The 23,722-nt window shown below is 69.3% G+C and carries 22 protein-coding genes and 2 riboswitches; of the genes, 15 read left to right on the top strand and 7 right to left on the bottom strand.

Features of this window, described 5'->3' with window-relative positions:
* Window positions 1-14 precede the first annotated feature (14 nt).
* Window positions 15-842 carry a hypothetical protein gene (locus F8566_RS50130; protein WP_192809857.1) on the top strand — a complete coding sequence of 276 codons (828 nt, stop codon included), beginning with the start codon at window positions 15-17 and terminating at the stop codon, window positions 840-842.
* Window positions 843-888: 46 nt separating this feature from the next.
* Here the strand turns inward: F8566_RS50130 and F8566_RS25505 are convergent, their stop codons facing one another.
* Window positions 889-2,349 (bottom strand): flavin-containing monooxygenase, encoded by a 1,461-nt coding sequence (locus F8566_RS25505; RefSeq protein WP_151564178.1) that lies wholly within the window; start codon window positions 2,347-2,349, stop codon window positions 889-891.
* Window positions 2,350-2,433: 84 nt separating this feature from the next.
* On the opposite strand from F8566_RS25505, the gene F8566_RS25500 reads away from it, so the two are divergent.
* Entirely contained in the window at window positions 2,434-3,042 is a 609-nt protein-coding gene (locus F8566_RS25500) for a TetR/AcrR family transcriptional regulator (protein WP_225993512.1), read from the top strand.
* Here F8566_RS25500 and F8566_RS25495 read toward each other — a convergent pair.
* A complete protein-coding gene (locus tag F8566_RS25495) occupies window positions 3,023-3,739 on the bottom strand; it encodes a TetR/AcrR family transcriptional regulator (RefSeq protein WP_151564176.1) in 717 nt (238 codons plus the stop codon). The genes F8566_RS25500 and F8566_RS25495 overlap by 20 nt on opposite strands.
* A gap of 109 nt (window positions 3,740-3,848) precedes the next feature.
* Between F8566_RS25495 and F8566_RS25490 the strand changes: the two genes are divergently transcribed.
* Together F8566_RS25490 and F8566_RS25485 are read left to right on the top strand one after the other, a co-directional pair.
* Entirely contained in the window at window positions 3,849-4,955 is a 1,107-nt protein-coding gene (locus tag F8566_RS25490) for a ferritin-like domain-containing protein (protein WP_151564173.1), read from the top strand.
* 54 nt (window positions 4,956-5,009) lie between these two features.
* Complete coding sequence (locus tag F8566_RS25485; RefSeq protein ID WP_151564171.1) at window positions 5,010-5,873, top strand: SDR family NAD(P)-dependent oxidoreductase; 864 nt, start codon at window positions 5,010-5,012, stop codon at window positions 5,871-5,873.
* Here F8566_RS25485 and F8566_RS25480 read toward each other — a convergent pair.
* Window positions 5,870-6,562, bottom strand: coding sequence for a 4'-phosphopantetheinyl transferase family protein (locus F8566_RS25480; protein ID WP_225993511.1), 693 nt, complete (start codon window positions 6,560-6,562; stop codon window positions 5,870-5,872). The genes F8566_RS25485 and F8566_RS25480 overlap by 4 nt on opposite strands.
* A gap of 441 nt (window positions 6,563-7,003) precedes the next feature.
* Complete coding sequence (locus tag F8566_RS25475; RefSeq protein WP_151564167.1) at window positions 7,004-7,345, bottom strand: hypothetical protein; 342 nt, start codon at window positions 7,343-7,345, stop codon at window positions 7,004-7,006.
* A 37-nt stretch (window positions 7,346-7,382) separates the two neighbouring features.
* Between F8566_RS25475 and F8566_RS25470 the strand changes: the two genes are divergently transcribed.
* Entirely contained in the window at window positions 7,383-7,763 is a 381-nt protein-coding gene (locus tag F8566_RS25470; RefSeq protein WP_151564165.1) for a hypothetical protein, read from the top strand.
* Between the two features lie 168 nt (window positions 7,764-7,931).
* Window positions 7,932-9,503, top strand: a complete 1,572-nt coding sequence (locus tag F8566_RS25465) for an ATP-dependent DNA ligase (protein WP_151564163.1) — start codon at window positions 7,932-7,934, stop codon at window positions 9,501-9,503.
* Between the two features lie 22 nt (window positions 9,504-9,525).
* On the opposite strand, the gene F8566_RS25460 is transcribed toward F8566_RS25465, so the two are convergent.
* A complete protein-coding gene (locus F8566_RS25460; protein ID WP_225993510.1) occupies window positions 9,526-10,377 on the bottom strand; it encodes a hypothetical protein in 852 nt (283 codons plus the stop codon).
* Window positions 10,378-10,476: 99 nt separating this feature from the next.
* On the opposite strand from F8566_RS25460, the gene F8566_RS25455 reads away from it, so the two are divergent.
* The gene (locus tag F8566_RS25455) at window positions 10,477-11,589 is read left to right on the top strand and encodes an L-cysteine desulfhydrase Cds1 (protein WP_192809856.1); all 1,113 of its coding nucleotides are present in this window, start codon (window positions 10,477-10,479) and stop codon (window positions 11,587-11,589) included.
* On the opposite strand, the gene F8566_RS25450 is transcribed toward F8566_RS25455, so the two are convergent.
* The gene (locus F8566_RS25450) at window positions 11,586-12,899 is read right to left on the bottom strand and encodes a M50 family metallopeptidase (protein ID WP_192809855.1); all 1,314 of its coding nucleotides are present in this window, start codon (window positions 12,897-12,899) and stop codon (window positions 11,586-11,588) included. The two genes, F8566_RS25455 and F8566_RS25450, sit on opposite strands and share 4 nt — an antisense overlap.
* Window positions 12,900-13,073: 174 nt before the next feature.
* A complete protein-coding gene (locus tag F8566_RS25445; protein WP_151564161.1) occupies window positions 13,074-13,838 on the bottom strand; it encodes a FadR/GntR family transcriptional regulator in 765 nt (254 codons plus the stop codon).
* A 190-nt stretch (window positions 13,839-14,028) separates the two neighbouring features.
* Here F8566_RS25445 and F8566_RS25440 point away from each other — a divergent pair, with 190 nt between their 5' ends.
* The 8 genes from F8566_RS25440 to F8566_RS25405 all read left to right on the top strand — a co-directional run bounded on the left by F8566_RS25440 (window position 14,029) and on the right by F8566_RS25405 (window position 23,718).
* Entirely contained in the window at window positions 14,029-15,567 is a 1,539-nt protein-coding gene (locus tag F8566_RS25440; protein ID WP_225993509.1) for an amino acid permease, read from the top strand.
* A gap of 32 nt (window positions 15,568-15,599) precedes the next feature.
* Entirely contained in the window at window positions 15,600-16,955 is a 1,356-nt protein-coding gene (locus F8566_RS25435; protein WP_225993508.1) for a glutamine synthetase family protein, read from the top strand.
* 55 nt (window positions 16,956-17,010) lie between these two features.
* Complete coding sequence (locus F8566_RS25430; RefSeq protein ID WP_151564159.1) at window positions 17,011-18,372, top strand: aldehyde dehydrogenase family protein; 1,362 nt, start codon at window positions 17,011-17,013, stop codon at window positions 18,370-18,372.
* A gap of 70 nt (window positions 18,373-18,442) precedes the next feature.
* The gene (locus tag F8566_RS25425; RefSeq protein WP_225993507.1) at window positions 18,443-19,207 is read left to right on the top strand and encodes a 3-oxoacyl-ACP reductase; all 765 of its coding nucleotides are present in this window, start codon (window positions 18,443-18,445) and stop codon (window positions 19,205-19,207) included.
* A gap of 47 nt (window positions 19,208-19,254) precedes the next feature.
* Window positions 19,255-19,351, top strand: a riboswitch (glycine riboswitch).
* Between the two features lies 1 nt (window position 19,352).
* A riboswitch (glycine riboswitch) is annotated at window positions 19,353-19,444 on the top strand.
* A 70-nt stretch (window positions 19,445-19,514) separates the two neighbouring features.
* Entirely contained in the window at window positions 19,515-20,603 is a 1,089-nt protein-coding gene (gcvT, locus tag F8566_RS25420; RefSeq protein WP_151564154.1) for a glycine cleavage system aminomethyltransferase GcvT, read from the top strand.
* A 37-nt stretch (window positions 20,604-20,640) separates the two neighbouring features.
* The gene (gcvH, locus tag F8566_RS25415; protein ID WP_151564152.1) at window positions 20,641-21,030 is read left to right on the top strand and encodes a glycine cleavage system protein GcvH; all 390 of its coding nucleotides are present in this window, start codon (window positions 20,641-20,643) and stop codon (window positions 21,028-21,030) included.
* A gap of 2 nt (window positions 21,031-21,032) precedes the next feature.
* Window positions 21,033-22,286 carry a serine hydroxymethyltransferase gene (locus F8566_RS25410; protein WP_151564150.1) on the top strand — a complete coding sequence of 418 codons (1,254 nt, stop codon included), beginning with the start codon at window positions 21,033-21,035 and terminating at the stop codon, window positions 22,284-22,286.
* 58 nt (window positions 22,287-22,344) lie between these two features.
* Window positions 22,345-23,718, top strand: a complete 1,374-nt coding sequence (locus F8566_RS25405) for an L-serine ammonia-lyase (protein WP_151564148.1) — start codon at window positions 22,345-22,347, stop codon at window positions 23,716-23,718.
* Window positions 23,719-23,722 lie beyond the last annotated feature (4 nt).

The raw sequence follows: 23,722 nt of genomic DNA, 5'->3' as shown, positions 1-23,722 counted from the left end.
CGGCCGGGCTGACGATGAGTTACCCGGTCGTGGCTCCCGGCGGCACGGTGACGGCCATGGTCCGGGTGTCGGCTACGAAGGCGAACGCCAGCGGCGCCAGGGTGAGTCTTTCCGGCGCCGGTGTCTCGATCAGCCCCGCGTCGCAGAGCATCGGCACGGTGACCGCGTCCGGCATGGGCGCGCTGGCCACCGTGAAGATTCCGGCCAACGCCAAGCACGGCGTCATCACGATCGTGGCCACCGTGACGGCGAACAAGGCGGCGAGCAAGTCCGCGTCCGCCACAGTCGTCGTCACCGCCAAGGAGAACATCACGCCGCCGCCCGGCCTCGGCCCCGGCTCGCCCGGATCCCCCGGCGGCTCGGCTCCGTCCGGCGGCGGCTACAGCCCGTTCAGCCTGCCGCCCAGCCAGGTCGCGCTGCCGCCGGTCGCGTCACCGCAGATCGCCCCGGACGCCCAGCCGATCCTCTCCATGGCCGCGCTGCGGGCGGGTGCCGAGCCGACCTTCGACGCGAAGGACTTGGCCGCCCTGCAAGCGGGATGGCTCGCGGGGTTGGTGACCTCTGTGGCGTTGCTCCTCGCCAGGATGCAGGTGCTCCACCGGCGCCGGGCCTCTGCTCGGCAGGCTCGCCGCGTCCTCTTCCTGCCGTACAAGACCAAGCTGCCGGACGGCGTGAAGCTCCCAGACGGCGTCAAGCTGCCGAAGGGCAAGAAGCTCACCGCCGCCCGCTTGCGCGCTCTCCCGCCGCAACCCGCACCACAGTCCACGCGCCCCGCCAAGCGTGAACGCGCCGTACGGGTGGTGTGGGTGCCGATCCGGGCTCCGCGGATCGCTCGTCCTTGAGCGTCTTTGAGGCCGTCCGCCGTCCGGCCTCATGACAGCCCGGGGACTATCTGGTGATCAGGTAGTCCTCGGGCTTGGCCTTGCGCGAGCCCGCCCAGAACTCGAAGGTGTGCCCTGGCCAGAGCGTGCGGTTGACGCCGTTCTCGTCGAGGTACCAGCTCTGGCAGCCGCCCTCGCTCCAGACCGCCTTGCGCAGCCGCTTGTGCATGCGGTCGTTGAACGAGCGCAGCGCGGCGGGCTTGGGCTCGATGGCGTCGCCGCCGGTGTCCTGGAGCAGCTTGAGGCAACTGAGCACGTGCTGGATCTGCACCTCGATCATGAAGACGACCGAGTTGTGGCCCAGGCCGGTGTTGGGGCCAAGCAGCGTGAAGAAGTTGGGGAACCCGGGATAGCTGGTGCCCCGGTAAGCCTCGATGCCGTTCGCCCAGAGCTCCTGGATCTTCAGCCCGTTCCGGCCGACGATGGTCTGGTCGTTGAGCACGTCGGTCACCTTGAAGCCGGTGCCGTAGATGATGGCGTCCACCTCGTGCTCCCGGCCGTCCCCGGTGACGATCGAGTGCTCGCGCACCTCGGCGACGCCGGCGGTCTCCACCTCGACGTTGGGGCGGGCGAGCGCCGGATAGTAGTCGTTGGACAGCAGCACCCGCTTGCAGCCGATGGTGTAGTCAGGGGTGACCTTGGCACGCAGCTCCGGGTCGGAGATCTGCCGCTGGATGTGCCAGCGGGCGAGCCTCTCCATCGGCCCCGACAGCCGCGGATCGATGGTGAAGCCGATGGCGCGGGCCTCCAGCGTCCAGTAGATGCCGCTGCGGAACGCGCGCGCCGCACCCGGCACCTTCTCGAACGCCCTGCGGACCGGCCGGGGGAACGTGCGGTCCGGCTTGGGCTGGATCCATGGCGGGGTGCGCTGGAAGAGGACGAGCTCGTCGACCTGCTTGGCGATCTGCGGCACGAACTGGATCGCCGACGCGCCGGTGCCGATGACGGCGACGCGCTTGCCCCGGAGGTCGTAGGAGTGGTCCCAGTCGGCGGAGTGGAAGGCCTTGCCCTTGAACGTCTCCATGCCGGGCAGGTCGGGGTACGACGGAACGTGCAGCGCGCCGATCCCGGAGATGACGGCCTTGGGCGTGAAGACGGTGCCGTCGGCGAGCGTCACGTTCCAGTGCTTGGCCTTGTCGTCGTATTCGAGGGCGTCGACGGTGCTGTTGAAGCGGATGTGCTCGCGGACGCGGTACTTGTCCGCGGTCCTTTCCATGTACGAGCGGATCTCCGGCTGTGGCGCGAACATCCGCGACCAGCCCGGGTTGAGCTCGAAGGAGAACGAGTACATGTGGGACGGGACGTCGCAGGCACAACCGGGATAGGTGTTGTCGTGCCAGGTGCCGCCGAGGGCCTCGCTCTTCTCCAGGACCACGAAGTCATGGAAGCCGTGCCTCTTCAGCTGGATGGCCATGCCGAGCCCCGCAAATCCGGAGCCGATGATGACGATCGCCGCCCGTTCGCTCATGCGCTTCCCTCCCACACTGACCTACTCTCGGTAAGTTACCGGGAGTAGGTTACTGACGGTAGGTCCAACAGATAAGATTTCGTTGTGAATGCAGCCACACCGCGCCGCCGCCGGATGTCACGTGCCGAGCGAGAGCGGCAGATGCTGGATGTGGCCGAACAGGTCTTCACCGAGCACGGCTACCGGGCCGCATCCATGGACGAGATCGCCGAGCGCTGCGGCGTCTCCAAGCCGATGTTGTACGAGTACTTCGGCTCCAAGGACGGGCTGTTCCACGCGGCGCTGGCCCGTTCGAAGGCAGAGCTCTACGAGGTCACGCAGAAGGCGATGGCGGGCGCGACCACACCGCAGGACATCCTGCGGCGCGGGATGCTCGCCTACTTCGAGTTCGTCGACTCGCACAGCGACTCGTTCACGATGTTGCTCTCCGCGCCGCTGACCGTGCCGCCGGAGAGCGCCGACCTCGTCGAGGAGACGCGGCAGCAGCAGAGCGCCCTCATCGCCGGCGTGCTGAAGTCGTTCGTCCCTGACGCGCCGGACGCGGCCCTGCACGCCTTCACCGAGATCATCATCGGCGGCTGCGAGCGGCTGTCGCTGTGGCGGGCCCGCCATCCGGACCAGATCAGCGTCGAGGAGGCCGCGGGCTACATGACCGACTTCTGCTGGCAGGGACTCAGTCCGTACGTTCCATGAGCTCCGTACGTTCCATGAGTCCCTTGTGCAGGGCGTCCAGCGCGTGGATGAGCATGTCGAGGCCGAACTCGAAGTCGGTCTCCGGGTCGTGCCGCGCCAGGTCCGGGGCGAACGCGATGACGTGCGGGAACTCATCCGGATCGAGGCGCGCCAGCGACTCGGCCACCGCGGGCTGGTAGTCGAGCGCCTTGGCCTGGCCGATCTCGCGCATCTGCGCACCGAGCGCGTAGGCCATCAGCGCGCGCATGATGCGGACGGAGGTCTCTCCGTCGAAGCCCGCGGCACTGGCCAGGGCGAGCGCGCGTTCGGCGGGGCGCAGGCCCACCGGAGTGTCGATCTTGTGGGTGAACACGACCGTCATGCTGCGCGGGTAGTCGTGTGCGACCTTGCGGAAGGCCCGCACGAGCGCGCGGGCGCGTTCGGTGAACGGCTCGTCCGGATCGTCGGCGAGGTCGATGCCGGCCACCACGTGCTCGGCGACGCCCTCGAAGAGGGCCGCCTTGTTGGGCACGTGGTTGTAGAGGGACATCACCGCGACGCCGAGCTCGGCGGCCACCCCGCGCATGGAGAGCGCGTCGGCGCCGTCGCGCTCGATCAGCTCGACGGCGGCGCGCACGATGCGCTCACGCGTCAGGGCCGGCCGGGCCGCTCCGGGCGCGGCCTCCTCAGGGGTGACGGAGCTCACTCTGCTGACCATCGGCCCGCCCCTTTCCCACCGTTGACGCCTGTAAGTGGCTCGTGACACGGTACGTACACCGTACGTCTGACGTACAACGTACGTCAGCACCTCAATGCGGAGGGCGCCCATGTCGACTCATGACCTCTACACCGAGCCCGTCGACAAGTCCACCTGGCAGGTCCCGATGACCGGCGATGCCCGGTTCACCTGGGAGTACGACGACGGCCGGGACCGCCTGCTCGCCCTCTACCAGAAGGGCAAGGACAAGCAGTGGGATTCGGAGAAGCGGATCGACTGGGACCTGGAGGTCGACCCGCACAACGCGCTCGGCGTGCCCGACCAGTCGCTCGCCATCTACGGCACCAAGTACTGGGACATGCTCAGCCCCAGGGAGATCGGTGAGCTGCGGCGGCACTCGGTCTCATGGCAGTTCTCCCAGTTCGTGCACGGCGAGCAGGGCGCGATGATCACCGCCGCGCGGATCGTGGAGTCGGTGCCCGACCTGGACTCCAAGTTCTACTCGGCGACCCAGACGATGGACGAGGCGCGGCACGTCGAGATCTTCTCGCGCTTCCTCCAGGAGAAGATCGGGATGGTCTACCCGATCAACACCAAGCTCCAGGATCTGCTGAACGAGACGCTCACCGACTCGCGCTGGGACATGCCCTACCTCGGCATGCAGGTGCTGATCGAGGGGCTCGCGCTGGCCGCGTTCGGCGTCATCCGCGACATCACCACACAGCCGCTGCCCAAGCAGATCCTGGCGTACGTGATGCAGGACGAGGCGCGGCACGTCGCGTTCGGGCGGCTGGCGCTGCGCGACTACTACAAGCAGCTGTCCCCCGCCGAGCTCAAGGAGCGCGAGGAGTTCGTCATCGAGGGCTGCTACCTCATGCGCGACCGCATCCGCGGCCGGGAGATCTGGACCAACTTCGGGATCGATCCGAAGGAGGTCGACCACATGGTCGAGAACTCCCCGTACATGCGGATGTTCCAGAGCCTGCTGTTCAGCCGCATCGTGCCGTGCGTCAAGGACATCGGGCTGTGGAGCGAGCGCATCCGGCGGGCCTACGACGACATGGGCGTTCTCGACATGTCCAAGGGCGATCTCGAGGCGCTGATGGGCCAGGACGAGGAGATCGCCGAGAAGCTCGACGCCGAACGGTTCGCCGCCGAGGAGGCCGATCGCAAGGCCGAGGTGGACGCCGTGATCGCGGCGGAGGCGGCATCCTGAGTACCTTTTGGTGAGATCCGCTTCTTGCTGAGATCCGTCCCCCGGGAGGTACCCATGCCCATCGCGCAGTTCGACGGAGCGCTCGCCGTCGTGACCGGGGCCGGCAGCGGCTTCGGCCGCGCCACCACGCTGGCCCTGGCCGAACGCGGCGCGAAGGTCATCGCGGCCGACATCGACCTGGAGTCGGCGGAACGCACGATCGTCCTGGCCAAGGCACTGGGCGCGGACGGCACCCCCTACCAGGTCGACGTCGCGGACGCCGGGGCGATGGAGTCGTTCGCCGACGAGGTGCGGTCCACCCACCGGGTCCCCGACATCGTGGTCAACAACGCCGGGATCGCCGTGGCCGGCCCGTTCCTGGACACCGGCCTGAAGGACTGGGAGCGGATCGTCGGCGTCAACCTCTGGGGCGTGATCCACGGCTCGCGGCTGTTCGGCAGGCAGATGGTGGAGCGCGTCAACAACCTGCCCAACAAGCCGGACAAGCCCAACAAGGGCGGGCACATCGTCAACATCGCCTCGGCCGCCGGGTACACCCCGTCGCGCGAGCTGCCCGCGTACTGCACGACCAAGGCCGCCGTGGTGATGCTGAGCGAATGCCTGCGGGCCGAGCTCGCCGGGTCGCGCATCGGCGTCACCGCCGTGTGCCCCGGCTTCGCCAACACCAACATCGCCCGCAACGCCACGTACGTCGGCGTGAGCGAGGCCGAGCAGGAGCGCCTGCGCGAACGCGGCCAGCGGGCGCTCCAGATGCGCCGCTACCCGCCGGAGAAGGTGGCGGAGCGGATCATGGACGCGATCGCGAAGAACAAGCCCCTCGTGCCCGTCAACTTCGAGAGCCACCTGCTGCACGCGCTCTCCCGCGTCTCCCCCGCCTCGCTGCGCCTGCTCGCCCGTATACCCGCGCCGCTCCGTTAGCGTGCCCAGTCTGAAGGCGGGCGGAGCGGGCCGAGCACCTCCCCGGCAGGGCGCTCGGCCAGCGGCACGTCCGCGGGATGGTCGATGAGCGCGAGGCAGGCGGCGTAGCCGGGACCGGGGTCGAGGGTCCGCATGGCCATGCGGCCGGGCAGGTCCGGCCTGCCTTCCCAGGCCACCAGCCGAGGCGGATCGGCGGGCGGCGACATGTGCAGGTGCGTGAGGGCGACCCGCAGGCCGTCGCCGGTCGCCTTGAGGGCGGCCTCCTTGCGCGTCCAGTACGCGACGAGCGCCTCGGGGCTCATCCCGGCGGCCCCGGTGCCGGTCTCGGCGTCGGCCTTCTCAGCGGGCGCCAGCAGGTGCCCGGCGATGCTCTCCGTCGCGCGCCCGGTCTCCTCGACGTCCACGCCGAGCGGGCCGTACGGCGAGATCGCCACCGCGACCCGGTCACCGGAGTGGGAGACCGAGACATGCGGGCCGCCTTCGATCACCGGGCGTCCGTGCGGCTTGCCGCAGTCGTCGCACGCCCGGTCAACGGGAACGTGTTCTGGAGCGAGGCCGCGCGCCCTCCCCACGGCGAGCCGGGTGATGGCGACGCCGAGGGTGAACCGATTCCGGTCGGCGTCACGCAGATACCGTTCCCGGCGCTCGCGTTCGACCGGGTCGAGCAGCTCGATGTGGGCCGGACGCACATCTCCCAGGGTCGCCCACCAAACTGCAACCGGTTCCACCGTCAACTCCCATCAAACGCCTTCTCACAGCCCCCACCCAACCACCCTTTCAACGGACAAGCTACGCTCGGCCGTCCGATTTCACATTAGGTGATGGCCTCACGGAAGCGGCCACCGCAATTCAATTGGTACGCCTAAAAGACCGATACGGGCCGCGGGGTGATGGTCCACCCTGCGGCCCGTCTTCTGAGGATCTCCGGTTTGCCCCCGGGGACGGCTACACCCAGGACACTCCTGTCAATCGCGCGTACACGCCGTCGACCTCCTCCTCCCCACGGGCCGACCGTACCGGGCATCGCCCTCCCACCGGGCGGGCCGGTACCGCCCTCCCCTATACCGAAACACCTTAGGAGCGAATGACAGCCCTTATCCCGCGTTCGGCCGAATTCGGTCAGAAATGATTCAACTGATACCGGCCAGCACTTCTCGCGCGACGTCCGTGGCTTTGGTGAGACACGTTTGCTCACGCGAATCCGTTTCATTTTTACTCTCGGCATATTCGCTGTAACTGACGGCTATCACCGTATTGCGAAGTCGTACGGTCACCTGTCCGACGACCGTCGGCTGCCCCTTGTCCACCTTGAACCAGCGGAACGCCTCGTCGCCGAGCCCGCGGTGCCGGCTGAGGCTCACCGTCTGCTCGAGCGTGGGCTTCTGCGCCTGGGTCCACTGGGCGTTGTAGTAGCCCTTCGCGTCGTCCACCGGCGACGTCGACTTGTCCGGCGGGTAGAGGTGGGCCTCCACCCGCAGCCAGCGTGAGTCCGCTCCGGTCGAGGCGTACGTGCAGGTCGTCAGCGTGGTGTTGCGGCTCTGCTCCTGGCGGCGCGCGCCCGGGATGAGACGGCGGACCGTGCCCTGGGCGACCGTGCTGCAGGACGCGGGCAACGCGGTGATCGGCGGCGCTCCCGCGACGCTGGGGCTCGGCGACGGCGACGCCGGCTTCTCCGAGGGCGTGTCCGAGGGGGTGGGCGGCCCGGAGGTCTCCGTTCCGCCTCCGCCCGTGGGTGCGGGAGCCGGAGACTGCCCGGCCTTCTCCCGTTCGTCACCGCCCGGCACGACCACGAACACCACGGCGGCGGCGATCGCGAAGGACACCACCGCGGTCACCACGGCGGCGACCCGCGGGCGGCGCGCCCGCGCCGGCGGGTCCGGCGCCGAGTAGACGCGTTGGAAAGGCTCAGGCGGACGTGGACGCCCCACTCCCCGCTCCCTACTCACCCGACAACTCCCCGGACAGCCCCTATGCCCGAAAAGGTAATCGGGCGAACGTGCCCCTGACCAGAGGCCCCGGTAGCGGCAACTGTCAGACCTTACGGACACAATGGAAGATGTGCTGCTCGCGGAGATCGCTCGTACGTCGGACGCGGTGGCCGGCACGTCGGGCCGCAAGACCAAGGTGGGGTTGCTCGCCGAGTGCCTGCGCGCCGCCGATCCCGGCGAGGCCGCCATCGTGGTGGCCTACCTGTCCGGAGACCTTCCCCAGCGCCAGATCGGCGTCGGCTACGCCTCGCTGCGCGAGATACCCGAGCCCGCGGCCGTCCCGTCCCTGGGCGTCTCCGAGATCGACGCCGCGTTCACCGAGATCGGCGCCGTGGCGGGCAAGGGCTCGGTCGCCCGCCGCCGCGAGCTGCTCGCCGCCCTCCTCGCCCGCGCCACCCACGCCGAGCAGGACTTCCTGATCCGGCTCCTCGCCGGCGAGCTGCGCCAGGGCGCCCTCGACGGCGTGATGGCCGAGGCGATCGCGGCCGCGGCGGAGGTCCCGGCCACCGAGGTACGGCGCGCGGTGATGCTGCGCGGCGCCCTGGGCCCCGTCGCCGCCGCCGCACTCGCCGACGGTGTCGACGCCCTCCGCACGTTCGGCCTGGAGGTGGGCCGCCCCATCAAGCCGATGCTGGCCGCCGCCGCTCCCACGATGGAGGAGGCCCTCGAGAAGCTCAGTGCCGGCGAGAAGCCCGGTGCCGGCGAGAAGCCCAAGGGCGAGGTCGCGGTCGAGTGGAAGATGGACGGCATCCGCGCCCAGATCCACGTCACCCCCGCCTCGGACGGCGGCGGGGTCCGTGTCTTCACCCGCACCCTCGACGAGATCACCGACCGCCTCCCCGAGGTGGTCGAGGCCATGCGCGCGCTCCCCGTCCAGACCGCCGTCTTCGACGGCGAGCTCATCGCGCTCCGGCCCGACGGACGCCCTCATCCGTTCCAGATCACCTCGGCCCGGACCGCGACCCGCACGCACAGCGCCGGCTCCGTGCCGCTCTCGATCTTCCTGTTCGACGTCCTCCACCTCGACGGCGACGACCTGCTGGACGCCCCGTCCGCCGAGCGCCACGCCGCGCTGGCCCGGGTCGCCCCCGAAGATCTCCGCATGCCCCGGGTCGTCACGTCATCTCCTGACAGGGCCACCGAGTTCTTCACGGAGTCCGTCGCGCTGGGCCACGAGGGCGTCGTGGTCAAGTCGCTCGACACCCCCTACACCGCCGGCCGCCGCGGCGCCGGGTGGATCAAGGTCAAGCCCCGGCACACCCTCGACCTCGTCGTGCTGGCGGTCGAGTGGGGCCACGGCCGCCGGCAGGGGCTGCTGTCCAACCTCCATCTGGGCGCCCGCGATCCCGAGACGGGCGGGTTCGTGATGCTCGGCAAGACGTTCAAGGGCCTCACCGACAAGCTCCTCGCCTGGCAGACCGAAAAGCTGCGTGAGCTGGCCGTCCGCGAAGACTCCTGGACCGTCCACGTCCGCCCGGAGCTGGTCGTCGAGATCGCCTTCGACGGCGTCCAGCACAGCCCGCGTTACCCCGGCGGCATCGCCCTCCGCTTCGCCCGCGTGCTCCGTTACCGTCCCGACAAGTCCGCCGCCGAGGCCGACACCATCGACACGGTGAAGGCCATCGCGCCGGTCATCGACTGACCACCGGTCGCGGGCTCCTCCGTCAGGTGCCGTCATGTGGTTGGCGGACCTGGTCACCTGGTTGTGACCGGGCGCCGCGCGCCTCCGTCACCCCTTTGCGGAGACTGCGGAGGTCGAGATCATGGCGTCCCGCGATGAACTCCTGGACCCAGATCTTCCCCCTGATGAGGGGACGCCGGAACCGTTCCTCGTGCCACTGGGCACGGCGCGCCTTGCGCGAACCCGGCACATACCGCCAGCGGGCCCAGGGCGAGCCGGGGCGGGCCAGGCGGATCGCGCCGATGATGAGGATCAGCGGGACGAAGAGCCCGAGCAGCCCGGTCCAGATCTTCCCTTTGAGGAGCGTGACCACGGCGAGGGCCAGGTTGGCGGCCAGCGTGACGAAGTAGATGACGATCAGACCGGTATGGCTGATCCCGCCCTCCGGGTCGGGCTGGATCCCCTCGAATCCGAGGGGCCGGATGCCGAGCAGGAGCAGCCCGGTCACCGCGATCGCGACGAAGACCGCGTCCACCGACGCCCGGCCCTTCTCGGTCCAGTAGACGTCGCTGAGATGCAGGATCAGCGCGAACTCGTCCAGCACGAGCGCGGAGCCCATGCCGAAGATGATCGCGGCGGCGACGTCGAAGCCGCCGTATTCGTCGGGGATCGCCATGCTCGCGACGCCGCCGACGAGCATCAGGACCACGCCGAAGACGACATGGTGGATATGGAGATCGCCGGCCTTGACGTTCTTGAACCACCAGCGCATCTCGGCCCGGATCAGCCGGACGTTCACCCTGGTCACGACGAACATCACGATGAACGCGGTGAAGAACGAGAAGAGCGGCAACCTGCCCGTCTCCACGATCCGGTGCGTGAACAACTCGAACATGAGACCCCCGTCCCCCAATCATGCCCTGCGACATGCACAGATATCGTTAAGAGCACGCCGATCAGGGGTTACCTGAGGGCAACGAGGGAGGTGGCGGGGATGAGCCGCATTGTGGACCGCTGCGATCCCGGGGGCCGCGCGTGGATCTCCGAGGCGATCCGCAAGGTCGAGGCCGACGCCAACCGCAGCGCCGACACCCACCTGCACGTGTTCCCGCTGCCGCCCGAGTGGGGCATCGACCTCTACCTCAAGGACGAGTCCGTCCACCCGACCGGATCGTTGAAGCACCGGCTGGCGCGGTCGTTGTTCCTGTACGGGCTGGCGAACGGCTGGATCCACGCTGGGACCACCATCATCGAGGCGTCCAGCGGATCGACGGCGGTCAGCGAGGCGTACTTCGCCCGGCTGATCGGGCTGCCGTTCATCGCGGTGATGCCGGCGACGACCAGCCCGGAGAAGATCGAGCTGATCGAGTTCTACGGCGGCCGCTGCCATCTGGTGGACGACCCGTCGTCGATCTACGACGAGTCGCGGCGGCTGGCGCAGGAGTGCGACGGGCACTTCATGGACCAGTTCACCTACGCCGAGCGGGCCACCGACTGGCGCGGCAACAACAACATCGCCGAGTCGATCTTCGAGCAGCTGTCGCTGGAACGGTTTCCGGAGCCGTCCTGGATCGTGGTCGGCGCGGGCACCGGCGGCACCTCGGCCACGATCGGGCGGTACGCGCGGTACCGGCGCTTCCAGACCAGGGTCGCCGTGGTCGACCCGGAGGGCTCGGCGTTCTTCGGCGGGTTCGCCGACGACGACCGGTTCCGGACGGCCCCGGGTTCGCGCATCGAGGGCATCGGGCGGCCGCGGGTGGAGCCGTCGTTCCTGCCGACCGTGATCGACCGGATGATCCAGGTGCCGGACGCGGCGTCCATCGCGGCGATGCGCTGGACGAGCGAGGTCACCGGGCGCAGCGTGGGCGGCTCGACCGGTACCAACATGTGGGGCGTGGCCGGGCTCATCGCCGAGATGCTGGCGCGCGGCGAACGCGGCAGCGTGGTCACGCTGATCTGCGACGGCGCCGAGCGTTATGCCCACACCTACGGCTCGGACGCCTGGCTGGCGGAGAAGGGCCTGGTCGTCGGGCCGTACCTGGAGAGCCTGCGGGCCTTCCACAAGACCGGCGAGATGCCCCTCGAAGCCTGGGGAGGGCCGGGCTAGCCCGAGAGCCTGATGGGATTGACCAGGTCGGCGTAGATCAGCAGCCCACCCATGACGATCATGATGGCGGCCATCACGTAGGTCAGCGGCAGCGCCTTGGCGACGTCGACGTAGCCGGGGTCGGGACGGCCGAAGAGCCTGGCGAAGAACTTCTTCAACCCCTCCAGCAGCGCCCCGGCCATGTGGCCGCCGTCCAGCGGCAGCAGCGGCACCAGGTTGAACATCCCGATCGCGAGGTTGATCGAGCCGAGCAGGCCGATGAAGATCGCGATCTTGCGCTTGGTGGGCCATTCGGCGGCGACGACCTCGCCGCCCAGCCTGCTGACCCCGACGACGCCGACCGGCCCGTTGGGGTCGCGCTTCTCGTCGCCGAACGCGGCGTGCCAGACGCCGACCATCTTCTGCGGCATGCGCACCAGCGCCCCGGCCGTGTGCGCCGTCATCGAGCCGAACTGCTCGGCCACCGCGACCGGCCCCTGCCGCTCGTAGGTGTACTCCTGCAGCGGCGTGATGCCGAGGAACCCGACCGTGACGGTCTTGGTCTCGTCCTTGAGGTCGGGCATCTGGTTCTTGATGATCGGGACCTGCAGGGAGACCTGCTGCCCGCCGCGGTCGACCACCACCGGCACGGTCTTGCCGGCCGAGTCGCGGATCAGGGTCTGCAGCTGCGGGTAGTTCTCGATCTTCTGGCCCGCGAACGAGACGAAGCGGTCATTGGGCTTGATGCCGACCTTGGCGGCCGGGGTGGGCGTGGCGCCCGCCGGGCACTTCGCGGTCGCCTGGGCGGCCGGGACGACGCACTCGCTGACCGCGCTGACGACCGGCCGGGCGACGCGGTTCTCCTGGCCGATGCCCATGATCAGGATCGCGAAGAAGAGCACCGCGAGCAGCAGGTTCATGGCCGGGCCGCCGAACATGATGGTGAGCTTCTGCCACCACTTCTTGGCGTAGAAGACCCGGTTCTCGTCGCCGGGACGGACCTCCTCCAGCGCCGCGCCGCGGGCGGACTCGATCAGCCCCTGCCACGGCCCGGTGCTGACCTGGCGCACCTGGCCGGGGGCGTCGCCCTTGCGCGGCGGGAGCATCCCGATCATGCGGATGTAGCCGCCCAGCGGGATCCACTTGATCCCGTACTCGGTCTCGCCCTTGGTCCGGGACCACATCGTCGGCCCGAAACCGACCATGAACTGGGTGGTTCGCACGCCGAACTTCTTGGCGAACGAGAAGTGCCCCAGCTCGTGCAGCGCGATGGAACCCATGAGGCACAGGAAGAACCCGAGCACACCTGCCACCCAGAGCAGCAACTCCATGCGTGCGCGTCCCCCTCGTGAATACCGGCGACTCGTGATCTCCAACGACCCGTTCAGCGTACGTTATGGGAAACGCACGGCAACCGCGTACGAGTTCACTTCACGGCCCACAAACTTGGGCAAGAAGCCGCGGAGCGCACCCCCCGTCGGAGCAGCGGCACGACACGCGCTGGGCTAGGCGAGGAAGCCGCGCAGCAAGGCCGCGGTGCCCTCCAGATGTTCGGCAACGGCACGGCGTGCGGCTTCGGGATCGCCGGCCAGGACGGCGTCGACGATCGCGGCGTGCTGGACGGCGGCGTGCTCGATGTTGCGCTGCAGGACCGGGATGGCGTTGAGGAGGTCGGTGACCCGCATCCGCGCGTCGGTGCAGGCGGCCGACAGCAGCTCCGAGCCGGTCAGCTCGGCGACCGTGAGGTGGAAGATCGTGTCCAGCCGCCGGTAGTCCGCCTCGTTCGCCGTGTTGACGGCCTCCAGGGCGGCGCGCAGGCGGGCCGCCTGGGCCGGCTCCAGGCCGGTGGAGGCCAGATGTATGGCGGCCCCGGTCTCGACCGCCATCCGGAACGTGAGCGCGTCGGTGAGCTGCTCTCCGTGCCCGGCCGCGACCCTGGCGAGATCACCGCGGCGGGGGCGGGGCGGCCGGTAGGTCACGAACGTGCCGCCGGCGCGGCCGCGCCGGGACTCCACGTACCCCTCCTGCTGGAGTGCCCGGATCGCCTCCCGCAACGTCACCCGGCTCACGCCGAGCCGCGGCGCGAGCTCGCGTTCAGGGGGCAGCCGCTCGCCGTGGCCGACGACACCCAGCTTGATGACCTGGAGCAGCCGCTCGACGGTTTCCTCGAAGGCGTTCCCGGCCCGGACGGGACGGAACACGGCGCTGATCCCCGCGGTGCCCGGTTCGGCGCCCGGTGGGGGTGAGGACTCCCCGGTGTCGCCCAGCATCGCCGCCTTTCACCGCCCCCCAACGTCGGGAGCCACGTTACATGTCTGTTTCGCGTGGCCACGGGTCTTGACGCGAACGTGCTCGTCACCACTAATGGTCTGACATTAGCCCGTTTATGACGTGCTAATCCCGCAGGTCCAACCCCGGTACGGACTCGTACGGACCCGTACGGACTGCTAGGAGGCGCTCGTGAGCATCGACGAGCACAAGGCGTCCTCGCCCTCGCCCGATTCCCTATCCGACGACGAAAAGCGGCTGCACGAGCTGGGCTACGCCCAGGAGCTCAGCCGTTCGATGTCCGGCTTCTCCAACTTCGCGGTCTCGTTCACCATCATCTCGGTGCTCAGCGGCTGCCTGACCTCCTACACGATCGGCCTGTCCGGCGGCGGACCGGTGGTGATCACCTGGGGCTGGCTGTTCGTCGGCGCCATGACGCTCCTGGTGGCGCTCGCCATGGCCGAGGTGTGCTCCAGCTATCCCACGGCGGGCGGCCTCTATTACTGGGCGGCCAAGCTGGCGCCGTCCAACAGCGCGGCGTGGTCGTGGTTCACCGGCTGGTTCAACTTCATCGGCCAGGTCGCGGTGACGGCGGCGATCGTCTATGGCTCGGCGGCGTTCCTGAACCCGCTGCTCGACCTGCAGTTCGGGTACTCGGTGTCGCTCGGGCACACGTTCATCCTGTTCACGGTGATCCTGGCGGCGCACGCGCTGGTCAACCAGTTCGGCGTGAAGCTGGTGGCGCTGCTCGGCACCGTCAGCGTGTGGTGGCACGTCGTCGGGGTCGCGGTCGTCGTCGGGGTGCTGGTGGTCAAACCGGCGAAGCACCAGTCGGCGGAGTTCGTGTTCACCGAGTTCGTCAACGGCACCGGCTGGCAGTACGGCGGGTACGCGGCGTTGATCGGCCTCCTGCTCGCCCAGTACACGATGACCGGATACGACGCGTCCGCGCACATGACCGAGGAGACCCGGGACGCCGCGCGCAGCGGCCCCAAGGGCATCGTCAACTCGGTGCTGGTGTCGGTGATCGCCGGCTGGATCCTGCTGCTCGGCGTGACGTTCGCGATCCAGGACTACGACAAGTCGCTGACCGGCGGCCCGGCGGAGATCTTCGTCGCGGCGGCCGGGGAGACCACCGGCAAGCTGCTGATCCTCATCTCGTTCGTGGCGCAGTTCTTCTGCGGCATGGCCTCGGTCACCGCCAACTCCCGGATGATCTACGCGTTCTCGCGGGACGGCGCGCTGCCGTTCTCGAGGATCTGGCACGCCATCAACAAGCGCACCCGTACCCCCACCAACGCGATCTGGCTGGCGGCGGGCGGCGCGTGGGTGCTGGCACTGCCGGCCATCTGGAACAAGACCGCCTACCTGGCCGTCACGTCCGTGGCGGTGATCGGCCTGTACATCGCCTACGTGATCCCGACGTTCCTGCGGCTGCGGCAAGGCGACCGGTTCCAGCGCGGTCCCTGGCACCTCGGCAAGTGGGGACGGCCAGTAGGGATCGTGGCGGTGGTCTGGGTGGTGTTCATCTCGGTGTTGTTCATGCTGCCGCCCGTCAACCCGATCACCAAGGACACCTTCAACTACGCGCCGGTCGCCGTCCTGGTGGTGCTGGGCGGGGCAGGCCTGTGGTGGCTGGTGTCGGCGCGCCGCTGGTTCACGGGACCGAAGGTGCAGGGCAGTGCGGCGGAACTGGCCGCCATCGAGGAAGACTTGAAGTCCGTCGGCTAAGTCGGCCGGCCGGCCAACCGGAAGGTGGCTCCGTGCACCCATCGCTCAGCCTGGAACAACTGTGGGTCGAGGCCGAAGCAGGCCAGATCGACACCGTCATCATCGCGATCACCGACATGCAGGGCCGGCTCCAGGGCAAGCGCCTGTCGGCGCGCTATTTCCTGGAGGAGGTCGCCGGGCACGGTTCGGAGGGGTGCAACTACCTGCTGGCCGTGGACGTCGACATGAACACCGTGGACGGCTACGACATGTCGTCCTGGGACCGGGGTTACGGCGACTTCGTCATGCGGCCCGACATGAGCACGTTGCGCCGCATCCCCTGGCAGGAGGGCGCGGCGCTGGTCTTCGCCGACCTGGTCTGGGAGGACGGCGCCCCGGTGCTCGCCTCGCCGAGGCAGATCCTGCGGCGCCAGCTCGACCGGCTGGCCGAACGGGGATGGGGCGCGTACGTCGGCACGGAGCTGGAGTTCATCGTCTACCAGGACTCCTACGAGGAGGCCTGGAACAAGTCGTACAAGGGCCTCACTCCGGCCAACCAGTACAACGTCGACTACTCGCTGCTCGGCGGCGCGCGGGTCGAGCCTCTGCTACGCCGGATCCGTAACGGCATGGCGGGCGCCGGGATGTACGTGGAGTCGGCCAAAGGCGAATGCAACCTCGGGCAGCACGAGATCGCCTTCCGCTTCACAGACGCACTGGCCACGTGCGACAACCATGTGCTCTACAAGACCGGTGCGAAGGAGATCGCCGCCCAGGAGGGGATGTCGATCACGTTCATGGCCAAGCCTGACGAGCGTGAGGGCAACTCCTGCCACATCCACATCTCGATCAGGGGCCGGGACGGGTCGCTGGTGATGGCGGGCGACGGTCCGTACGGGCTGTCCAAGATCGGCGAGCACTTCATCGCCGGCCAGCAGGCGGCCATGCGCGACTTCACCCTGCTGTACGCGCCGAACATCAACTCCTACAAGCGCTACCAGCCGGGTTCCTTCGCGCCTACGGCGATCAAGTGGGGGGTGGACAACCGCACCTGCGCGCTCCGGCTCGTCGGCCACGGCCCGTCCCTCCGCGTCGAGAACCGTGTCCCCGGCGGCGACGTCAACCCCTACCTCGCGGTCGCGGGGCTGATCGCCGCCGGGTTGCACGGCATCGACAACGAGCTGCCGCTTGAGGAGGCGTACACCGGAAACGCCTACGCCAGCGAGGCGGAGACCGTCGTCGGGACGCTGCGCCACGCGGCCGACGACTGGAATCGCAGCACCCTGGCCCAGGAGGCCTTCGGCAAGGAGGTCGTCGACCACTACGCCAACTACGCCCGGGTCGAGCTGGACGCCTACGACCGGGCGATCACCGACTGGGAGCTGCACCGCGGCTTCGAACGCCTGTGACCGGGAAGAGCAGCCGATCCCGAGAGCAACCGATCGGAAGAGCGACCGAGGGACCATGACCGACTTCGATGTGATCAACCCGGCGACCGAGAAGGTCGTCGAGACCGTCCGCCTGGCGTCGGCCGCGGAGACCGACGCGGCCGTGGAACGCGCCAAACGGGCATTCCAGGTATGGCGGTCCGTGGCGCCGGACGACCGGGCCCGGCTCCTTCGCGCCTTCGCCGCCACCGTGGACGCCCATGTGGACGAGCTCGCCGCGCTGGAGGTCGCCAACGCGGGACATCCGATCGGCCAGGCCCGATGGGAGGCAGGCAACGTCCGCGACGTCCTCACGTACTACGCGGCGGCGCCGGAACGGCAGTTCGGGCGGCAGATCCCGGTGCCGGGCGGCCTGGACGTGACGTTCGCCGAGCCGCTCGGCGTCGTCGGCGTGATCGTGCCGTGGAACTTCCCGATGCCGATCCTCGCCTGGGGCATGGCCCCCGCCCTCGCGGCGGGCAACGCCGTCATCGTCAAGCCCGCCGAGCTGACCCCGCTGACCGCCCGGCGGATCGGCGAGCTGGCCCTGGAGGCGGGCATCCCCGAGGGCGTGCTCCAGGTCCTGCCCGGCGCCGGTCCGGTCGCCGGGGCGCGGCTGGTCGAGCACCCGGACGTCCAGAAGATCGTCTTCACCGGCTCCACCCGCGTCGGCACGCAGATCATGGCGGCCGCCGGCCGCCAGGTGAAGCGGGTGACGCTGGAGCTCGGCGGCAAGAACGCCAACATCGTCTTCGCCGACGCCGACCTCGAGAAGGCCGCGGCCACGGCGCCCTACGCCGTCTTCGACAACGCGGGGCAGGACTGCTGCGCGCGTTCCCGCATCCTCGTCGAACGCACCGCCTACGACCGGTTCATGGAACTCCTCGAACCAGCCGTCCAGAACGTCGTCGTCGGCGACCCGGGCGACCCGGAGACCGAGGTCGGCCCGCTCATCAGCGCCGCCCACCGCACCAAGGTCGCCTCGTACGTCCCCGAGGACGCCGTGGCCTTCCGGGGGACGGCGCCCGACGGCCCCGGCTTCTGGTACCCGCCCACCGTCCTGGCCACGCCCGCCTACGACACCCTCCCGGCCTGGCACGACGAGGTCTTCGGCCCGGTCGTGACGGTCGTCCCGTTCGACGACGAGGCCGACGCCGTCCGGATCGCCAACGACACCCCGTACGGCCTGGCCGGCTCGATCTGGACGCGCGACCTGGGCCGCGGCATCCGCATGGCCCGCGGCGTCGAGGCCGGGAACCTCTCGGTCAACTCCCACTCGTCCGTCCGCTACTGGACCCCGTTCGGCGGGTTCAAGCAGTCCGGCCTCGGCCGCGAGCTCGGCCCGGACGCCCTGGACGCCTTCACCGAGACCAAGAACGTCTTCATCGCCACCGACTGAATCGCCAGCCCACTGAATCGCCACAGACCAAACCACCCACAGACCGAACCGCCACAGACTGAGGAGAGAGATGCAGCGCTTGCAGGGCCGCGTGGCCGTCGTGACCGGCGGGGCCAGCGGCATCGGCCTGGCGACCGCCCGGCGCTTCGCCGAGGAGGGCGCCAAGGTCGTGATCGCCGACCTCGACGAGGCCGCGGGGAAGGCCGCCGCGACCGAGATCGACGGCCTCTTCGTCAAGGTGGACGTCACGTCCGAGGCGGAGGTCGAGGCCCTCTACAAGGCGGCCCACGACGCCTTCGGGCGCATCGACGTCGCGTTCAACAACGCGGGCATCTCCCCGCCCGACGACGACTCGATCCTGGAGACCGGCCTGGACGCCTGGAAGCGCGTCCAGGACGTCAACCTCACGAGCGTCTACCTGTGCTGCAAGCACGTGATCCCGTACATGCGCGAGCAGGGCAAGGGCTCCATCATCAACACCGCCTCGTTCGTGGCGGTCATGGGCGCGGCCACGTCGCAGATCTCCTACACCGCCTCCAAGGGCGGTGTGCTGGCCATGTCCCGCGAGCTGGGCGTCCAGTTCGCCCGCGAGGGCATCCGCGTGAACGCCCTCTGCCCGGGGCCGGTCAACACTCCCCTCCTCCAGGAGCTCTTCGCCAAGGACCCCGAACGCGCCGCGCGCCGCCTGGTCCACATCCCCACCGGACGCTTCGCCGAAGCCACCGAGATCGCCGCCGCCGTGGCCTTCCTGGCCTCCGACGACGCCTCGTTCATCACCGCCTCCGAGTTCCTGGTGGACGGCGGCATCTCGGGCGCCTATGTGACCCCCGTCTGACCGCTGGTCCGGGGGGTGGAGGCGCTGCTAGCCTGGGGCGCAGCCGATGATCCCGTGCGGGAGAGTGCCCTGGCAGCCGGCCAGGGACGCCGAAGGAGCAAATCCTCCCCGGAACCTCTCAGGCCCACGGACCGCACGGACGAGGCGACCTCTGGAAAGCGGGGACCACGCGTCCCCCGCCGAAGGTGAAAGCCCCTCGGGGTGAAGCTCTCAGGCGCCGATGACAGAGGGGGAGGCACCGCCGAGCCCGGTGCGCGAGTGGGACCATGGAGATCACGCGCGCCCGCGTCGAACAAGGAGCCGACCCATGTCCGCCAACCCCAAGAAGACGCCGCTCTACGACGTCCATTCCGGCCTCGGGGCGAACCTCGTCGACTTCGCCGGCTACCTGATGCCGCTGCGGTACGCGAGCGAGACGTCCGAGCACGCCGCGGTGCGCACCGGCGCCGGGCTCTTCGACCTCTCCCACATGGGCGAGATCTTCCTCAGCGGGCCCCAGGCCGGGGCCGCCCTCGACCACGCGCTCGTCGGCAACCTGTCGCCGATGGCGGTGGGCAAGGCGCGCTACACGATGATCTGCGCGCCGGACGGCGGCGTGCTCGACGACCTGATCGTCTACCGGCTGGCGGACGAGACCTGGATGGTCGTGGCCAACGCGGCCAACGTCGCGGTGGTGCGGGACGCGCTGGTCGAACGTGCGGCCGGCTTCGAGACGCGGGTCGACGACCGTTCCGACGCGTACGCCCTCATCGCCCTCCAGGGACCCAGGGCGCAGGAGATCCTCGCCGGGTTCACCGACGCGCCGCTGCCGGAGCTCAGGTACTACGCGATCTTCGCGGCCAAGGTGGCGGGGATCGACGCGCTGCTCGCGCGGACGGGCTACACGGGCGAGGACGGCTTCGAGCTGTTCGTCGACGCCGGGGACGCCGTCGCGCTCTGGCAGGCGCTGGCCGAGGTCGAAGGGGTCGTTCCCTGCGGGCTCTCCTCACGTGACACGCTGCGGCTCGAGGCGGGCATGCCGCTGTACGGCAACGAGCTGACCACCGAGACCTCGCCGTACGAAGCGGGCCTCGGCCGCGTCGTCAAGCTGGACAAGCCGGGCGACTTCGTCGGCAAGGCGGCCCTGGCGGCGCAGGCCCAGACACCTCCGGGTCGTACGCTGGTAGGACTGGTCGCGCGCGGCCGGCGGGCCCCCAGGAAGGGCTACCAGGTCGTCACGTCCGACGGCACGCCGTGCGGGGTCGTGACCAGCGGGGCTCCGTCGCCGACACTGGGCAAGCCGATCGCCATGGCGTACGTCGACAGCGGCGTCACGGAGACCGAACTCGCGGTGGACGTCCGCGGCCGGCAGGAACCTGTCGACGTGGTCGACCTGCCGTTCTACAAGCGTTCCTGACACCTGCAGAAATCTGAACCTGGGAGAGAGAACAATCGTGAGCGTTCCGGAGCAGCTCCGTTACAGCGAAGAGCACGAGTGGGTGTCCGGCCTTGAGAGTGAGGGCGGCATCGTCACGGTCGGCATCACCCAGCACGCCGCCGACGCCCTCGGCGAGATCGTCTACCTGGAGCTGAGCTCCGGCGAGGGCGACACCGTGGAGGCAGGCGAGGCCTGCGGCGAGGTCGAGTCGACCAAGTCGGTCAGCGACCTGTACTCCCCCGTCAGCGGCGAGATCACCGCGATCAACTCCGCCGTGATCGACGAGCCCAAGGTCATCAACGACGACCCGTACGGTGAGGGCTGGATCTTCAAGGTCCGCGTGAGCGACGAGCCGGGCGACCTGCTCGACGCCGCGGCCTACACCAAGCTGATCGAGGAGAGCTGAGCATGACGATCCTGAACGATCCGCTGGCAGCGGTCGACCCTGAGGTCGCCGCGGCGGTCGCCCAGGAGCTGAACCGGCAGCAGTCGACGCTCGAGATGATCGCCTCGGAGAACTTCGCCCCGGTCTCCGTCCTTGAGGCCCAGGGTTCCGTTCTCACCAACAAGTACGCCGAGGGATACCCCGGCAAGCGCTACTACGGCGGTTGCGAGTACGTCGACGTCACCGAGCAGCTGGCCATCGACCGGGCCAAGGAGCTGTTCGGCGCCGAGCACGCCAACGTCCAGCCGCACAGCGGGGCGCAGGCCAACACCGCGGTCTACTTCGCGCTGTTGCAGCACGGCGACACGATCCTGGGCCTGGACCTCGCCCACGGCGGCCACCTCACCCACGGCATGCGGCTCAACTACTCGGGCAAGACCCTGAACGTGGTGCCCTACCACGTGCGTTCCGAGGACGGCCTGGTCGACATGGCCGAGGTCGCGTCCCTCGCGGCCGAGCACCGCCCCAAGATGATCGTCGCAGGCTGGTCGGCCTACCCCCGCCAGCTCGACTTCCCGGCGTTCCGGAAGGTCGCCGACTCCGTGGGCGCCCTGCTGATGGTCGACATGGCGCACTTCGCCGGCCTCGTCGCCGCCGGGCTGCACCCGTCGCCCGTCCCGTACGCCGACGTCGTGACGACCACCACGCACAAGACCCTCGGTGGCCCGCGCGGCGGCCTGATCCTCGCTCGCGAGGAGTACGGCAAGAAGGTCAACTCCGCGGTCTTCCCCGGCATGCAGGGCGGCCCGCTGGAACATGTGATCGCCGCCAAGGCCGTGGCCCTCAAGATCGCCGCGTCGCCGGAGTTCAAGGCCCGTCAGCAGCAGACCATCGACGGCGCCAAGATCCTGGCCGACCGCCTCCTCGCCGAGGCCGAGTCCGGGGTGAAGGTCCTCACCGGCGGCACCGACGTGCACCTGGTCCTGGTCGACCTGGTGGACTCCGAGCTGACCGGCCGCGACGCCGAGGACCGGCTGCACTCCATCGGCATCACCGTCAACCGCAACGCGGTGCCGAACGACCCGCGCCCGCCGATGGTGACCTCCGGCCTCCGCATCGGCACCCCTGCGCTGGCCACCCGAGGCTTCCAGGACGACGACTTCCGCGAGGTGGCGGACGTCATCGCCCTGGCGCTCCGGCCGTCCTTCGACTCCGAGGCCCTGAGCGCCCGCGTCAAGGCACTGGCCGGCAAGCACCCTCTGTATCCCAACCTGTAGTGCACGAACTCCCCGCCGGGATCCCCCGGCGGGGAGCGGCTACGACGAGGTAGCACCCATGGCGATCAGCGTTTTCGACCTCTTCAAAATCGGGATCGGCCCGTCCTCCTCGCACACCGGCGGCCCGATGGCCGCCGCCCACCGCTTCGCCCGCGGCCTGGACCGCGACGGCATCCTGGAGAAGACGGCGACCGTCCACGTCACCCTCTACGGCTCGCTGGGCCTCACCGGCAAGGGCCACGGCAGCGACAAGGCCGTCATCCTCGGCCTGGAGGGCGACAAACCCGAACTCGTGGACGTCGACTCGGTGGACGCCCGCCTGAAGGTGATCCGCGAAAGCGGCACCCTGACCCTGTTCGGGCACCACGAGATCCCCTTCGTGGTCAACGAGCACCTGATCTTCGAACGCAGGGAATCGCTCCCCGGCCACCCCAACGGCATGCGCTTCACCGCGTACTCCCAGGACGGCCACGAGCTCCGCAGCAAGGTCTTCTACTCGGTCGGCGGCGGCTTCATCGTGGACGAGAACGCCACCGGCGCCGACCGCATCAAGCCCGACGACACGGTCCTCCCCCACCCGTTCGACACCGCCGCCGAGCTCCTGGACCGCTGCAACGAAACAGGCCTCTCCATCTCCGCCCTGATGATGGAGAACGAGAAGGCCTTCGGCCGCACCGAGCAGGAGATCAAACAAGACCTCATCACCCTCTGGCGCGTCATGCAGCAGTGCGTCACCCGTGGCTGCGCCCAGGAGGGCCTCCTGCCCGGCGGCCTCAAGGTCCGCCGCCGCGCGCCCCAACTGCACCGCCAGCTGACCTCCGAGACCCCTTCTGACCCCCTGCACGCCATGGACTGGGTCACCCTCTTCGCCCTGGCCGTGAACGAGGAGAACGCCGCCGGCGGCCGCATCGTCACGGCTCCCACCAACGGCGCCGCCGGGATCATCCCCGCGGTCCTGCACTACTACGCGAAATTCGTCCCCGGCGCGTCCGACGAAGGCGCCGTCCGCTTCCTCCTGACAGCCGGCGCCATCGGCGTCCTCTTCAAACAGAACGCCAGCATCTCCGGCGCCGAAGTCGGCTGCCAAGGCGAAGTAGGCTCCGCCTGCTCCATGGCCGCCGCCGGCCTGACCGAGGTCATGGGCGGCACCCCCGCCCAGGTGGAGAACGCCGCCGAGATCGGCATCGAGCACAACCTGGGCCTGACCTGCGACCCCATCGGCGGTCTGGTCCAGATCCCCTGCATCGAACGCAACGCGGTGGGCGCCACCAAGGCCATCAGCGCCACCCGCATAGCCCTCCGCGGCGACGGCCGCCACTTCGTCTCCCTGGACAAGGCCATCAAGACCATGCGCGACACCGGCCGCGACATGCTCGACAAATACAAAGAAACTTCAAGAGGCGGCCTAGCCGTAAACGTCATCGAGTGCTGAACGC

It is taken from the genome of Actinomadura rudentiformis, from assembly GCF_008923185.1.
GTDB lineage: Bacteria > Actinomycetota > Actinomycetes > Streptosporangiales > Streptosporangiaceae > Spirillospora > Spirillospora rudentiformis.
Note: the sequence above shows the minus strand (reverse complement) of the source record. Positions and strands in the feature narration are given on the sequence as shown.